At 39.9% G+C, this 14,031-nt stretch carries 14 protein-coding genes; 11 read left to right on the forward strand and 3 right to left on the reverse strand.

Annotated elements, in window-relative coordinates; translation table 11 throughout:
* The first annotated feature begins 71 nt into the window (after positions 1-71).
* From mnmL to oxyR, 3 genes are all read left to right on the forward strand, one after another.
* Positions 72-1,019: a tRNA modification radical SAM protein MnmL/YtqA gene (gene mnmL, locus NE535_RS04790; protein ID WP_261297535.1), complete on the forward strand. Its 948-nt coding sequence runs from the start codon at positions 72-74 to the stop codon at positions 1,017-1,019.
* Positions 1,020-1,277: 258 nt separating this feature from the next.
* The gene (locus tag NE535_RS04795; RefSeq protein WP_261297536.1) at positions 1,278-1,643 is read left to right on the forward strand and encodes an Hpt domain-containing protein; all 366 of its coding nucleotides are present in this window, start codon (positions 1,278-1,280) and stop codon (positions 1,641-1,643) included.
* Positions 1,644-1,814: 171 nt separating this feature from the next.
* Complete coding sequence (gene oxyR, locus NE535_RS04800) at positions 1,815-2,735, forward strand: hydrogen peroxide-inducible genes transcriptional activator OxyR (RefSeq protein WP_261297537.1); 921 nt, start codon at positions 1,815-1,817, stop codon at positions 2,733-2,735.
* Between the two features lie 10 nt (positions 2,736-2,745).
* On the opposite strand, the gene NE535_RS04805 is transcribed toward oxyR, so the two are convergent.
* Both NE535_RS04805 and mutH read right to left on the reverse strand, forming a co-directional pair.
* A complete protein-coding gene (locus tag NE535_RS04805) occupies positions 2,746-3,771 on the reverse strand; it encodes an adenylate/guanylate cyclase domain-containing protein (protein ID WP_261297538.1) in 1,026 nt (341 codons plus the stop codon).
* A 227-nt stretch (positions 3,772-3,998) separates the two neighbouring features.
* Complete coding sequence (mutH, locus tag NE535_RS04810; protein ID WP_261297539.1) at positions 3,999-4,682, reverse strand: DNA mismatch repair endonuclease MutH; 684 nt, start codon at positions 4,680-4,682, stop codon at positions 3,999-4,001.
* 799 nt (positions 4,683-5,481) lie between these two features.
* Between mutH and rppH the strand changes: the two genes are divergently transcribed.
* The 3 genes from rppH to NE535_RS04825 are packed head-to-tail and all read left to right on the forward strand — an operon-like array spanning position 5,482 to position 9,097.
* A complete protein-coding gene (gene rppH / locus NE535_RS04815) occupies positions 5,482-6,006 on the forward strand; it encodes an RNA pyrophosphohydrolase (RefSeq protein WP_261297540.1) in 525 nt (174 codons plus the stop codon).
* A 27-nt stretch (positions 6,007-6,033) separates the two neighbouring features.
* Positions 6,034-8,268 carry a phosphoenolpyruvate--protein phosphotransferase gene (gene ptsP / locus NE535_RS04820; RefSeq protein ID WP_261297541.1) on the forward strand — a complete coding sequence of 745 codons (2,235 nt, stop codon included), beginning with the start codon at positions 6,034-6,036 and terminating at the stop codon, positions 8,266-8,268.
* 28 nt (positions 8,269-8,296) lie between these two features.
* A complete protein-coding gene (locus NE535_RS04825; RefSeq protein ID WP_261297542.1) occupies positions 8,297-9,097 on the forward strand; it encodes a sulfite exporter TauE/SafE family protein in 801 nt (266 codons plus the stop codon).
* A gap of 35 nt (positions 9,098-9,132) precedes the next feature.
* Here the strand turns inward: NE535_RS04825 and NE535_RS04830 are convergent, their stop codons facing one another.
* Positions 9,133-9,984, reverse strand: coding sequence for a thymidylate synthase (locus NE535_RS04830; RefSeq protein WP_261297543.1), 852 nt, complete (start codon positions 9,982-9,984; stop codon positions 9,133-9,135).
* A gap of 684 nt (positions 9,985-10,668) precedes the next feature.
* Between NE535_RS04830 and nhaA the strand changes: the two genes are divergently transcribed.
* The 5 genes from nhaA to NE535_RS04855 all read left to right on the forward strand — a co-directional run bounded on the left by nhaA (position 10,669) and on the right by NE535_RS04855 (position 14,020).
* Positions 10,669-11,841 carry a Na+/H+ antiporter NhaA gene (gene nhaA / locus NE535_RS04835; protein ID WP_261297544.1) on the forward strand — a complete coding sequence of 391 codons (1,173 nt, stop codon included), beginning with the start codon at positions 10,669-10,671 and terminating at the stop codon, positions 11,839-11,841.
* The gene (locus tag NE535_RS04840; protein WP_261297545.1) at positions 11,841-12,227 is read left to right on the forward strand and encodes a hypothetical protein; all 387 of its coding nucleotides are present in this window, start codon (positions 11,841-11,843) and stop codon (positions 12,225-12,227) included. Before nhaA ends, NE535_RS04840 begins: the two co-directional genes overlap by 1 nt.
* Before the next feature lie 150 nt (positions 12,228-12,377).
* Positions 12,378-13,310: a transcriptional activator NhaR gene (nhaR, locus tag NE535_RS04845; protein ID WP_261297546.1), complete on the forward strand. Its 933-nt coding sequence runs from the start codon at positions 12,378-12,380 to the stop codon at positions 13,308-13,310.
* Positions 13,311-13,347: 37 nt separating this feature from the next.
* Positions 13,348-13,596 (forward strand): FAD assembly factor SdhE, encoded by a 249-nt coding sequence (locus tag NE535_RS04850; RefSeq protein ID WP_261297547.1) that lies wholly within the window; start codon positions 13,348-13,350, stop codon positions 13,594-13,596.
* Positions 13,597-13,630: 34 nt separating this feature from the next.
* Positions 13,631-14,020 carry a protein YgfX gene (locus NE535_RS04855; RefSeq protein WP_261297619.1) on the forward strand — a complete coding sequence of 130 codons (390 nt, stop codon included), beginning with the start codon at positions 13,631-13,633 and terminating at the stop codon, positions 14,018-14,020.
* Positions 14,021-14,031 lie beyond the last annotated feature (11 nt).

Here is a 14,031-nt window from a genome sequence, read left to right on the forward strand (position 1 = left end):
TTTAAATCTAAGTTTGCTGTTTGATTTTATCCTAAATTAAGCGCCGTTTTGCAATAAGGTAGAGATTAAATATGGGCTTAGATGATTTCGTCAATACATATGGCGCTGTTTGTAAGAGGCGTTATGGTAAAAGACTAAAAAAGCTCACTATAGATGCTAAATTTACCTGCCCCAATAGGGATGGCTCATTAGGTGTTGGAGGCTGTAGCTTTTGCAATGTGGCTTCTTTTAATGAACAGCAGGGGGATTTGCAGTCAATTGCTGTACAACTTGATTCGGCTAAAGTGAACTTGAAACACAATCAACGTGCAAGCAACAGTCATAGCGACAGTCAATATATTGCTTATTTTCAAGCGTACACATCAACGTATGAAGAATATCAACAGTTAAAAATTAAATACGATGAAGCCATACAGGATTCACAAATTGTGGCTTTACACATTGGAACTCGACCCGATTGTGTCCCAGATGATGTATTAGACTTACTGGCATACTATCAAAAATCTGGTGTCGACGTTTGGCTCGAATTAGGTTTGCAAACCGCAAACAATCATACTTTAAAACGCATTAACAGAGGGCATGATTTTGCAGCATACCAGGATGCCGTAACTCGTGCTCGGTTGCGTGGGCTTAAAGTGTGTTGTCATCTTATTTTAGGTTTGCCTAATGAAACGTTAACCGATTATATGGCTAGCCTCAAACGCGTTTTGGCTGTAGGAGTTGATGGAATAAAACTGCACCCTTTGCATATTGTTGAAGGCAGTACCATGGCAAAGCAATGGCGCTATAAACCTTTTTCATTGTTAAGCATTCAAGACTATGCCGACGCGGCAACTGCGCTGATCCGCAACACCCCAAAGAGCATTATTTATCATAGAGTGACAGCATATGCTAAAAAACCATTATTAATCGCTCCAGATTGGTGCGGCTTTAGATGGGATGGATTGGTGGCTATTGTCGATTCATTAGCAGTTAAAGGCGGACAGGGAAGCGGACTCAGTGACAACAGTAACAATTGAGCGCTGCAATCAAGCAGATGATTAATCGTTATATATTACATTTATATAGCTGAATATATTAGGTTGTGAGTGTAATTGTTAAGATGTTTTTTTTACCTTGATGAATAGTTGTTTATACAATTGTTACCAAGTTGTTGGTTGGTGCGAGGTTTAGCACACATACGTTGCGCAAAGCTTGCATAGGGCAAAAGACGGGGTATTATAAAGTTAATTTAATAGATTTCGATTTAGAATTTTAATTTAATAGAGGTGCCCTACATGTCCGTAACGCAGTTAGATGCTATTTTAGATCTTAATACTCTTGAGCAATATATCAGTGCAATCGGAGCTGGCACATTATTGAAAAGTGTCGTGTTATTTGAACAATTAATGCCTGAATATGTTGGCAGTTTAGTCAAAGCAAATGACGCTGGCGATAAAGAGACATTGTGTTCAGAAGCCCACAAGTTTAAAGGTGCAGCAGGTTCAGTTGGTTTAAAGCGTATTCAACAGTTTGCTCAGTTACTTCAACATGGCGAAGAAGTTCAATGGGATGCTGAGCACAAAGTGTGGTTAGCGGGTATTGTTGAACATGCTGAACGTGATTTACAGCAGTTGAAGTTATTCTTAGAAGCTAAAGCTTAATTTCTCAATACCGATCGTCGCTTAAAAGCAAACTCATCATGCTCCTTAATACAAGGAGCATTTTTTTACTTATTTTTACTGATTTTGTGTAATTGCTCATTAAACTGACCTTGTCATTCTTGCATTGTTAATTCATTATTTGAATTACCTTGGTCTTATATAATCGATTACATGAAAAACCTCCCTAGTCTTAAGAACCTATATTATTTGGTTAACTTATATCAAGAGCAGAATTTTAATCGTGCTGCCAAAATTTGTTTTGTCAGTCAATCAACGCTATCTAGTGGTATTCAAAATTTAGAAGAGCAATTGGGCTACCAGCTTATAGAGCGTGATCATAAATCATTTATGTTTACAGCAATTGGTGAAGAAGTGGTTGAACGTGCTCGTGACATTTTAACTAACGTCGATGATTTGGTGGAGTTAGTTAAAAACCAGGGGGCACCAATGACAGGCGAAATTCGTCTAGGTTGCATTCCCACCATCGCGCCTTTTTTGCTCAGTAGAGTGGTAAAGCTCTGCCAACAAGAATATCCCCAATTGTCTCTATTATTGAAAGAAGACACCACAGAGCGTTTGCTTGATGCGTTGGCAAAAGGCGAGTTAGATTTATTGATTTTAGCTTTACCGGTCGACACCAGCGGTTTTCACAGTATGAAAGTGGGTATTGACCCTTTCAAAATGGTGATGCATCAAGAAATGTCCGATGATGTGGTACAGCCAATTGATTATCAATCTATGCCTGATGAAAGTATATTTTTGTTGCAGGCCGAGCATTGTATAACGGGCCATGCGATTACGGCTTGTCAGTTAGGTGATAGTGCTAAAATCAATCCTTTTGCAGCCACAAGCTTGCACACGTTAGTGCAGATGGTTAACAGTAAACTGGGAACAACCTTCTTACCGCAAATGGCGATTGATGCCGGCATCTTGAATGACACTGAACTGAAAGTGATGGACCCACCGGGTGAGGCGCCTTATCGCGATATTGGTTTGGTTTGGCGACAAACCACTAGCAGGATTAGCACATTTAGAACCTTAGGCTTAGCGATTCAACAAAAGTTGATGCCGCAAGTGCTGGCTAAAAAATAGCGATTAACGACTACAGCTTGATATCGTGTCTTTTAGGGGAAACAGCATAAACCTCGATAGGATGCTGTTTTCCTTTTAGTGGTATTAAACCAAGATCTTGCAATTGATAATTGCTGCCTTGTTGTTCCAAACGATGTGCTAAATCACCAGATAAAAGCATTCGTTGGCCGAGAGGATTACATTGGTCTTGCAAACGAGCAAGGGTATTTAATACATCACTAAAGAAGCTGATTTCTTGTTTGTGTACGCCAACAACGGCAGCAACAACCTGGCCACAATGAGCTGCAGCTTTAAATTTAGGCACGAATCCATATTGTTCTTCAAAGTATTTTCTTTGCCATTGAAGTTCATTACAAAATTCATAATAGATATTCATACAGCGATCTTGCTGAATACCTTCTTCTAACGGCCAATGGATCAGCACAGCATCACCCATGTAACGATAAATTTCGGCATCGTTTCTGATCACCGTATCAGCCAGTAGACTAAAACTGTCTTGAATTAATCTTGAAAAACGGTAGTCACCTAATGACTCAGCATGTGAAGTTGAAGATGCCATATCCAAAAATAAGAACAAGCGTTGTTCATATCTGGGTTTGTGATATTTACCCAGTCCAATGTTGAGTAATACTCTGGGTCCAACCAATAACCCCATTTGTTCAATGAACGCGAGGCCCACTCTAACAACGACAAGATACACAACCAATGCTTGAAATGACGGGCTATAAAGTACATGTGCAGTTAGCATTTGGCGTAAGGTCACCATATGGTTTTCAATGGCCCACATGTTTAAAAACTGTGTGACATAAGCCAATGTTGTTGCGCCAAGGAGTAAAAATAGGCCTTTGAATATCACTGAAAAAAGGTAGGGCAGGCGGCTGATTGCGCTGAAATCGGCAATCAGATTAGACATCCAATGCAAGCAACCAAATACAAAGCCCATAAAAATGGCCAATGTTGCAAGATCGCCTTGCCCAACAGCCCATTGTGGCAGCTCTGGCATTTGTGCGTATCGGAAAAAAACAAATGCGGCCATAGCAAAGCACCAAGCTATTATGGCAAACGCGAGTTTTCTCAATTGCTTCTTGGCTTTCACGAGTAAAAATTTAATCCGAAGTGGACTGCAAAGGAGGCGGCATTTTAACGAAAAAACCCTACTTGTGTTAGTGGTAATTGTGATTTAGATCAAGAGATGCCGAGAAAACGATACTTTTAACGAAACTTCCTAGCTTATTAACGCTCAAATGCGAGTTTTATTTAATGTTATGATGCTGTGTTTGGCAAAAAAGCATTACTCAGAATTTTTTGAGTAAAGGGTATTTTTAAATAAAAACCACGTGGATTGGATAATTGTATGTTGCCGTCAGGGCCAATGCTTTCTGTTAATGTATGACTGTTTGCAGCTTTGGGGCGCAATTGTAATACTTCACCATGACGAGCCGTTATGTTATCCACATTGCCTAGCGCAATTTTTTCCATTATTTCTTCCCAATCTTGTTTGAGTAAGGCCATTTCTTTTACTGATGGCGACCAAAGCAAAGGGGTTCCAATACGCCTTTGTCCCACAGGTATGTGTCGCTCACCTTCAATTGGTACCCATAAAACACATTGAAGCTTATGAAACACGACACTTTGCTCCCATGTCAGTCCATGAATATCTGTTAATGGTGCAACAGTCACATAGGTGGTTTCTAATGGCTTCCCGAGCTTGTCTATCGGGATGGTTTTTAATTCAACCCCCAAGTGAATGAAATCGGGTTCGGGTTTTGATCCCGCTAACGCACCAAGCTCTAATTCAATTAGTTGACCGACCCAACCTTTATCTCGCCGAAGATCTTTGGGAACCGGAATATGATGTTCAGCAGCAATATCTGCTAAAGATACGCCTGCCATCGCGTTGGCTCGCAGCATCAATTCATGAATAGTTTTAGGTGATGGCTTTGGCATAACGGTAAGTTTATTGAGTGCAAATATGCAGGTTAGGTTATCAATATCAGCATCAAGTGCAACTGTTTGTAGTCATATTGTTTTCATAGCCCTAAAAAACATAGCCAGTTGATCGCGATTAATTTGAGGTCATTAAACCTGTTCGGTCAAAAAACAACCATCAAAATAAGATCAAGTTATTCATTCTGAAAATGATCTTTTAAGTTTATGAAAATAAGGCATTTAAATGCTTTTTGTTTTTTGTATAAATGCCTTTTAAAAAAGTTACACGCTTTTATCCCTAGTATTTCACACATAGTTATCCACAGTTTTGTTGAATAACACAGTAAAGTTATTGTCTTAACCGATGTAAAAGCTATCGTCAATGACTTTTTTAACGAAAAAATCGCTTTTTTTATAAATATTCGGTTGTTATTTGTGAATAAGTTTTATTGTGTCGATGATGTTTGTAGAATAACTTTAAGTGCGGTTAAAAAGTGAGCTTTAATTGGTTTTGATGCGTTTTAATTGCGAGGTTAATATTTAAAAGTCTGTTTTTATTGGTTTAATTTTATTTTGTGTTTTTTTTGAATCAATAGTCTATGACTGTTTTTTTAATCAAATAACCCAGTTTACGGAAGTTTCAAACAGAGATATCCACAGATTTTGTGGATAACACATCATTACAACGATTCGTGCTGTTGATAAAATACCTTAAAATCCATATTTATCCCAAATTATGTTGAAAATAGGGGTTTGCCGATAGCCAAGCTTTGTGAAACAATCACATTAATGAAATTTTTGTGAAATTGGAGTCCATGTGATTGATAGCGACGGCTTTCGCGCAAATGTGGGCATCATTATCTGTAACAAGTTCGGTCAAGTAATGTGGGCAAGACGTTTTGGTCAGCATTCTTGGCAATTCCCACAGGGGGGGCTTGATGAAGGCGAAACTGCTGAGCAAGCTATGTATCGTGAGTTATATGAAGAAGTCGGTCTTTTACCTGAACATGTTCAAATTCTGACAACTTCTCGTGCTTGGTTACGTTATCGTTTACCAAAGCGGTTAATTCGACAAGACAGCAAACCTGTGTGTATCGGACAAAAACAGAAATGGTTTTTGCTACAACTGAAAGGGCATGACAATACCATCAACTTGAATTCATCGGGTCATCCAGAGTTTGATGATTGGCGTTGGGTCAGTTATTGGTATCCTGTTAGGCAGGTAGTGTCTTTTAAACGAGATGTTTATCGTAAGGTGATGAAAGAGTTTGCTGTGACGACTCTAGCACTGCAAGCCAGAGAAGTTCATCAAAATAGACGAAGAGGTCGCAACCGAAATTAACTGCCATAATTAAAGGACGGGAAGAAAGTGTTAAATACACTTAGGGACATTACACAGGCAGTCGCTGCGGCTAATACGTTAGACGTTGCGCTTGAGTTATTGGTTGTTCAAACCAAGCAAGCTATGGCAACCCAGTGTTGTTCGGTTTATCTTCTTGAGCAGCAACAGCTTGTACTTTCTGCGACTGAAGGACTGCAGCGTTCTGCTATTGGCAATGTGAAAATGCCCTTGTCACAAGGGTTGGTCGGATTAGCCGCTGAGCGTGAAGAAGCGGTTAATCTGGCTGATGCAAGAGTGCATCCCCGCTTTAAATTATTCCCCGAAGTAGAAGAAGAAGAATATCGCGCCTTTCTGGCTGTACCGATCATTTACCAAAAGATGGTTGTTGGCGTCATCGTGGTGCAACAACCCGAACCTAGACAGTTTAGTGAGGGGGAAGAAGCCTTTTTAATGACGCTAGCTGCGCAGTTAGCTGTGGTTATTCGCAGTCTAAAAAATAGAGCGGCTATCTCGAATGTCCAAGACAAAGTGGTATTTAGTGGCACCACAGCATCAAGTGGCATTGCAATTGCCAAAGGATTTGTGCTTGGTGGTGCGATATCTTTAGAGCAAGCTGATTTAGCGTGTGAAGACATTGCACACGAAACCCATCGTATTAAGTTGGCAATTAACCGCAGCAGAGATAGGTTAAACGCCCTATCGCAACGATTTGAAAATGATCAAGCCGAAGACGTCGCCTCTATATTTTCTGCTTTTAAACTGTTACTTGATGACAACAGCCTTGGTGGTGAATACGTTCGTGAAGTGGCTGGCGGATGGCGAGCAGAATCCGCTGTTAGCCGAGTTTCCATCCGTTATATCGAACAGTTCTTGGCGATGGACGATCCCTATTTAAAAGAACGTGCCAGTGATATTCGTGAGTTAGGCCAAAAAGTATTACGTCAGCTTATTGAGCCCGATCGATTAGAATTAGAACCTGATACTCCAGTCATACTGGTTGCCAAAGAAGTTGATGCCACAATGTTGGCTGAATTCCCTCGGCATAAATTAGCCGGTATTGTCACTAAATTAGGCGGGGTGAATGCGCATGCTGCCATACTTGCGCGCGCACTAGGGGTCCCCGCTTTAATTGGTGTTGAACAGGTTTTAGATACCAATATTGATAATAAATTATTGGTGCTAAATGCCACTCGTGGCCAATTGTTAGTTTCACCTTCTCCAACTGTGGTTGATGAGTATCGTGTGCTGATAAATGCTGATGTTGAAAAGCAAAAGCGTTTTTCTGCAGAGCTAACCCTTCCTGCTGAAACATTAGATGGCCGTCGTATTCATCTATATCTCAATGCGGGCTTACTAAGTGGTATGGAATCACCCATTGCTGATGGAGCGGATGGGATTGGTTTATATCGAACTGAAATTCCGTTTATGTTGCACCAGCGCTTCCCGAGTGAAGCCGAACAAATTAAGGTTTACCAACAAGTGCTGAGCGCCGCAGGAACAAGACCGGTTGTTATGCGCACTCTTGATGTTGGCGGTGATAAGCCATTACCGTACTTGCCGATCAAAGAAGATAATCCTTTTCTTGGTTGGCGTGGAATTCGATTATCTTTAGATCATCCTGAACTCTTTTTAGTGCAATTAAGAGCAATGTTGCAAGCGGGCGGGTCAGGTCAGCAATTGCAAATCCTGTTGCCTATGGTCAGTAATCTAGATGAAATTGATCAAACCTTAGAATATTTAGAGCAAGCTTATGAAGAGCTAAATGTTGAACTCGCTAGTGTCTTGACTCGTCCTAAAATTGGCGTGATGTTAGAAGTGCCTGCATTGTTGTATCAATTGGCCGATGTTGCAAAAAGAGTTGATTTTGTTTCCGTGGGCAGTAACGATTTAACGCAATATTTATTGGCAGTTGATCGCAATAATCCCAGTGTTAGCTCTTTGTTTGATAGTTATCATCCCGGTATTTTACGGGCATTAAAGCGCGCATTAGATGAGTGTCAACAGTACAAATTAGATGTCAGTGTTTGTGGTGAGCTTGCCGGCGAGCCTTATGGGGCTTTGCTTTTGGTCGCTATGGGTTACACAAAACTTAGTATGAACCAAGCAAGCTTAGCGCGGATTAATTATTTGCTTAGGCGTGTGTCATGCAATCAACTTAATTTGTTATTAGAGCGATGTTTAGCCGTGTCAAATGCCACGCAAGTGAAGCAACTTCTGCAAACCTTTACTGAACAACATCACTTAGAAGATATATTGCATTAAACCGCAGGGCGTATTTTAGGGGACAACCTTGGACAATTTTCTACTTATTTTTGCTATTTGTTTAGCATTAGGTTCTTTAGTGGGTTTTTTAGCCGGATTACTGGGTATTGGTGGCGGTCTTATTATTGTTCCAGCGTTGCTGTACATTTTGCCTTGGGTAGGCATAACCTCTTCACAATTAACTCACGTGGCGATCGCAACGTCGCTTAGCACGATTATTTTAACTTCTTTGTCTTCTGCTACCGCGCATCACAAACGCGGCAATATCCCCTGGCCATTATTTAAACCAATTTTACCGGGGATTATTATTGGTGCACTTTCTGCGGGTTTTGTCTCTGAGTTGATCCCATCAGATCAATTGCAGCAAGCTTTTGCGGTTTTTGTGGTGTTAATGGCTCTGCAAATGGCATTCCCGTTTAAATCTAAGGGTGAGGGGAAAATGCCTGGCGATGGCGTTTTGTTCTTGATCTCTGTGATTATTGCATTAGTCGCAGGAATGATGGGCATTGGTGGTGGCGTATTATTAGTGCCTTTCTTAAGCTTCTGTGGATTACAGATGAAACAGGCCGTTGGTTTTTCATCCGCGACGGGTTTTTTGATTGCGATTGCAGGCACCACAGGATACGTGGTTGCAGGCTTTGATGCGCCAGATTTACCTTCTGGTACCCTAGGGTATATTTATCTTCCTGCGCTATTTGGCATCATTATTAGTTCAATGATCTTTGCACCACTTGGCGTTAAAGCGGCTAGCACACTACCTACGCCAAAACTAAAAAAGGCCTTTGCAGGCCTATTATTTATTGTGGGTTTAAAAATGATATTCAGTTAACTCATGGTTTAGTTAACTGAATATCAATATACATGTTAAACCGCAAAAGGATATTGAATCGCATCGTGGTGCTGATAACCTTCAACTTCAAAATCATCTAATGTGACCCAAGTTTCAATATCTTTAAGGCTCTTAATATCTGGATTGATGATTAACTGAGGTGAGGCAAAAGGTTCACGCTTGAGTTGAATATCGCGCATTGGTGCTAGTTGATCTTCATAAATATGGGCGTTAACAATTTTGTGATAGGCCTGACCTGGTTTTTTACCCGTTATTTGCGCCATTAATGCCAATAATACGTAAACCTGAACCATATTGAAATTTAACCCAAGCGGAACATCACAGCTGCGTTGTGTACTGTTCAGATATAAGGTGTCACCTAATAATGAAAAGTGATGCTCATACATGCATGGGCGTAAGCAGCCTAAGTCAAATGCGCCTGGGTGTAAAAATGTCAGGATCTCGCCACGATTATCAATCCCTTTAGAAAGGTCATCAACAATACCTTGCAGTAAGTCAACATGACCTCCATTAGGTTTTGGAAACGCTCGTCCTAAGGCACCATATATTAACCCTAAATCATCTTCGCCTTTACGATTTGGGTTCTTTAACCATGCTTCATTTAAGTTCGCATTAGCGTCCCAGGTTTTGGTGCCAAGAGCGCGAAACTCTGCCGCACTTTGGTAACCGCGCATATAACCGATAATTTCAGCAATTGCTGATTTCCAGAAGCTTTTTCGAGTTGTTACCAGTGGAAATTGATTATTGGCAACATCGTATGTCAGGTCGGCATTAATGACGGTTAAACAACGCTTGTTTGTCCGTTCATTATTAACCCAAGTGCCTTCATTAACGATACGTTGGCAAAGATCCAAATACTGTTTCATGGTGTCCCTGATTTTATTGTGCGTTATCGGCTGAGTATACCTTTGTGTCGTTTAGGCATAAACCCATTATTTATCGATATTTATTTATACTTAAAGTAATTTGCACTTTGGAGATAGACTTTTGCCGCATATAAGGCGTTAGATCAAATTCAGTAGGTTATCGTTTTTTTTTGATTAATCCAAATTAAGATGTGTAAGCTGCAAATGCCTTTACTTGTTAAATTAAGACGCTATATGTTGGCTATTATTTAGCTTTTTAGCAGACTAAAAAGTGTTTTTTCTTGATTAATGGCATCAGGGGAGCTGAGTGCTCGTGAGTGCATTTTGTGCGGTGTTAAATTATGGGATTATCATCAGCCTAATAAATATAAAGCTATGCTTATTTCTGAAAGTGAATTTACCCTAATAAAATCAACTGTTGTTTACATTGCAATCAATTTTAATACTGGTTGATAAATGTTTTTTAACATTTATGTTGCATTTATCATCAAATTGATAAGTTATTGATGATTAGTGGAAAGAGCTGACTAATGGAATAACAGTGATTTTATGGCCTTTAAGTAAGTAAAAACGAATAAATGTGCACTCAACTCGGTTTTTTCGATGTATAAGCTCGAAACATTCGATTATATTTGTTTTAATGTTCTGGTATAGACTCAAAGCATCGATTTTTAGGAGTTACAAATGGAAAAAGCACTTAGAAACTTCCTGAGCCAAGAGTCCGCTGGCGGGATCATCTTAATGATTTCTGTCGCCTTGGCCATGATTTTAGCAAATTCACCATTAGCTGGTTTGTACGAAGGTTTTTTAAATACTGAAGTACAAGTTCGTGTCGGTGCATTAGATATTGATAAGCCACTGTTGTTGTGGATTAATGATGGTTTAATGGCACTATTTTTCTTGTTGATAGGCTTAGAAGTTAAGCGTGAACTATTAGAAGGGGCATTATCTACAGTCGCAAAAGCCTCTTTACCTACTTTTGGCGCTATTGGCGGTATGCTATTTCCTGCGCTATTTTATTTGATGTTTAACTACTCAGATCCTGCAACTCAAGTGGGTTGGGCTATTCCTGCTGCTACGGATATTGCTTTTGCTTTGGGTATTATGGCGTTACTCGGAAATCGCGTTCCTGTCGCGTTAAAAGTATTCTTATTAGCGCTGGCGATCATTGATGATCTGGGTGTTATTGTCATCATTGCACTCTTTTACAGTACAGATTTATCGATGCTGAGTTTGATTATTGCAGCTATTGCGATTGCACTAATGGTTGTCTTAAATCGAAAAGGGGTGACATCATTAACACCGTATGGATTACTTGGATTCATTCTTTGGGTTGCAGTATTGAAGTCGGGCGTACATGCTACATTGGCAGGTGTGATTATCGCTTTCTGTATTCCATTAAGGGCTAAAGATGGCACATCGCCTTCAGAGCACCTAGAGCATAGCTTACATCCTTGGAGTACGTTCTTAATTTTACCTGTGTTTGCATTTGCTAATGCTGGTTTATCATTGGCTAATATGACTTTTGCCTCTTTTGCTGAACCCATTACCATTGGTATTATTTTAGGGTTAGTGTTGGGTAAACCTATTGGTGTTTTACTGTTTAGCTTTATTGCGGTTAAGCTTAAATGGGCAGAATTACCACCAGGTATAGGTTGGAAACATATTGCTCCTGTGGCGGCTATGTGTGGTGTTGGTTTTACCATGTCAGTTTTCATTGCTTCACTTGCATTTGAAAACTCACCAGCAGCGTTTGGTGATTTTGCAAGATTAGGCATTTTGACAGGTTCATTACTTGCGGCTTTATTGGGGTACTTCTGGTTAGACAAGGTGTTACCGAAAAAAGGAGCCAAATAATGAAAACGTTATCTGTTGTCGCTATAGTGGCAAGCCTCGGGGTGTTTACTTTCCCAGTGTCTGCAAACTCATTTGACGTGTGCTTAAAAGATTCAACGAGTCCAAGTTGCACAAGCTATCTTGAGGGGGTGGTTGATGGTGCGTTAATGTACCGTAAAGATGTACCTGCAAAGAAAGTGGAAGCCAATAGTTATGAGTCTAGGGCATTAAAATATCGAGCTGGAAAACGCTATCAAAAAGCGAACAGTAAATATTGCGCCAGCCAAGTACCGATTAAAAGTGACATTGTAGATGCTTTATCTGAACAGGTAGCAATGGATAACGTTTCAAACAGTGATGAACTTGAGTCAGTCATTAATTCGCTGATGGATTGTCGTAAGCAGTAATGTATTTTTTACTTGTCTAAAATCGCTCACGCTTGTGGGCGATTTTTTTTATAAGTCAGAGGGATTTCATTGCTTTGTAAATGCTCCTCTCAATATAGCTAATTACAGTTAGCCTGTTAATTAAAGCGTATTCTTTAAAAGGCGTATGTTATGCAACATCTAAATTATAATCACCTTTACTATTTTTGGATGGTTAAGCGCAAAGGGTCCGTTGCCAAAGCCGCTGAAGCCTTATGTTTAACGCCGCAAACAATAACGGGACAGATGCGCTTATTAGAAAATCGTTTAAAGGGGTCATTATTTAAACGTGTTGGACGTAATTTAGAAGCAACCGAATTAGGTGAGGTTGTTTTTCGCTATACCGATAAAATGTTTAATTTGAGTTATGAAATGCTTGATTTGCTCAACTACCAAAAAGATACATCGGTTCTTTTTGAGGTTGGCATTGCTGATGCGCTCTCAAAAGCGCTTGCAAGCCGGGTATTGTTAACGGTTATTCCACATGACGGCTCTATACATTTAGCATGTTATGAATCAACCCATGAGAGCTTGATAGCTCGTTTACGTGAGCACAAATTAGATATAATTTTATCGGATTGTGCGGGTGAATCGTTAAAATATAGCGATATTTTATCTAAAAAGTTGGGTGAATGTGGGGTAAGTTTTTTTTGCGCTCACTCAATCGATGCGCCATTTCCTACTTGTTTAGAACAAGAGAAATTATTGATCCCCGGGATCCGTACTTCTCTTGGGCAACAACTGCATAGTTGGTTCGCTGAAAAAAATCTTAACGTGAGTATTTTAGGTGAGTTTGATGATGCAGCCATGATGAAAGCTTTTGGGTATTTCAAACGTGGTATTTTTGTTGCACCGTCTATTTATCGACATGATATACTTTCGCAAGGAATGGTTTTATTAGGTGAAACCTCCGATATTAAAGAAGAATATCATGTCATGTTTGCTGAGCGAATGATTCAACATCCCGCAGTAAAAAGTTTACTTGAAACTGATTTTACCGATTTATTTTTAGGGTTAGATCAACAAGTACAAGATTTTGATAATCGTTTAGGTTTCGCTGATTAACCCTAGTGGTTAGTCCTTATTATTGCAGGAGTATGTGTTGGAATTAATGAATATAGCTAGAGTTCGCTGGGCTTGTCGTCGCGGAATGCTAGAACTTGATGTATTGTTTCAACCCTTTGTTGAGACACATTATCAACAATTGCCTGATAACGATAAGCAAACGTTTATTCGCTTATTAGAGTGTGAAGATCCTGAGTTATTTGCTTGGTTTATGGGACATGAACAATGCCCTGATGTCGATTTAGCTGCGATGGTAATAAAAGTTCGTGGACGCCCAGCACCATAAGCAAACAGTAAAGGTCCCTCGCACAAGTCTCTTTGTGTTGAGGGCGTCGTTTCATCAATACCTTTGTTACTGGCTAATATTTGCTGTCGTGATGACGAGTTTCATCGCCTGGCCAAGCCTAGAATCAACTTTATTAACGCTCATTTTTTACGGGTGTATTGTTGTCGTCATCATCGTGTTCATTAGACAACTTTGTCGATTAAGGCATTGGCAATGCCAGATAGTATTAGATGGGGTTTCAGGTGGCCGATTAGCGACAGAAGACTTGTTTAAATTTGGTAAACCGGCTTTTATTTGTCCTTTATTTTGTATGCTTTATCTTGAGTTTGAAGATCACTCTCGACAAATATGTTGTGTATGGGCTGATATGCTAGACGACACTCAGTATAGAACCTTATGTCGTCTTGCACAGCAGTCTAGTTAATTACATTTTAT

The organism is Shewanella holmiensis, assembly GCF_025370255.1.
Taxonomy (GTDB): Bacteria; Pseudomonadota; Gammaproteobacteria; order Enterobacterales; family Shewanellaceae; genus Shewanella; species Shewanella holmiensis.

Bases quoted from the DNA above. Each gene is read 5' to 3' on its own strand.
- nhaR (WP_261297546.1), top strand. From the start codon at position 12,378: ATGCAACATCTAAATTATAATCACCTTTACTATTTTTGGATGGTTAAG.
- NE535_RS04795 (WP_261297536.1), top strand. From the start codon at position 1,278: ATGTCCGTAACGCAGTTAGATGCTATTTTAGATCTTAATACTCTTGAG.
- oxyR (WP_261297537.1), top strand. From the start codon at position 1,815: ATGAAAAACCTCCCTAGTCTTAAGAACCTATATTATTTGGTTAACTTA.
- NE535_RS04830 (WP_261297543.1), bottom strand. From the start codon at position 9,984: ATGAAACAGTATTTGGATCTTTGCCAACGTATCGTTAATGAAGGCACT.
- nhaA (WP_261297544.1), top strand. From the start codon at position 10,669: ATGGAAAAAGCACTTAGAAACTTCCTGAGCCAAGAGTCCGCTGGCGGG.
- NE535_RS04805 (WP_261297538.1), bottom strand. From the start codon at position 3,771: ATGGCCGCATTTGTTTTTTTCCGATACGCACAAATGCCAGAGCTGCCA.
- mutH (WP_261297539.1), bottom strand. From the start codon at position 4,682: ATGCCAAAGCCATCACCTAAAACTATTCATGAATTGATGCTGCGAGCC.
- NE535_RS04840 (WP_261297545.1), top strand. From the start codon at position 11,841: ATGAAAACGTTATCTGTTGTCGCTATAGTGGCAAGCCTCGGGGTGTTT.
- mnmL (WP_261297535.1), top strand. From the start codon at position 72: ATGGGCTTAGATGATTTCGTCAATACATATGGCGCTGTTTGTAAGAGG.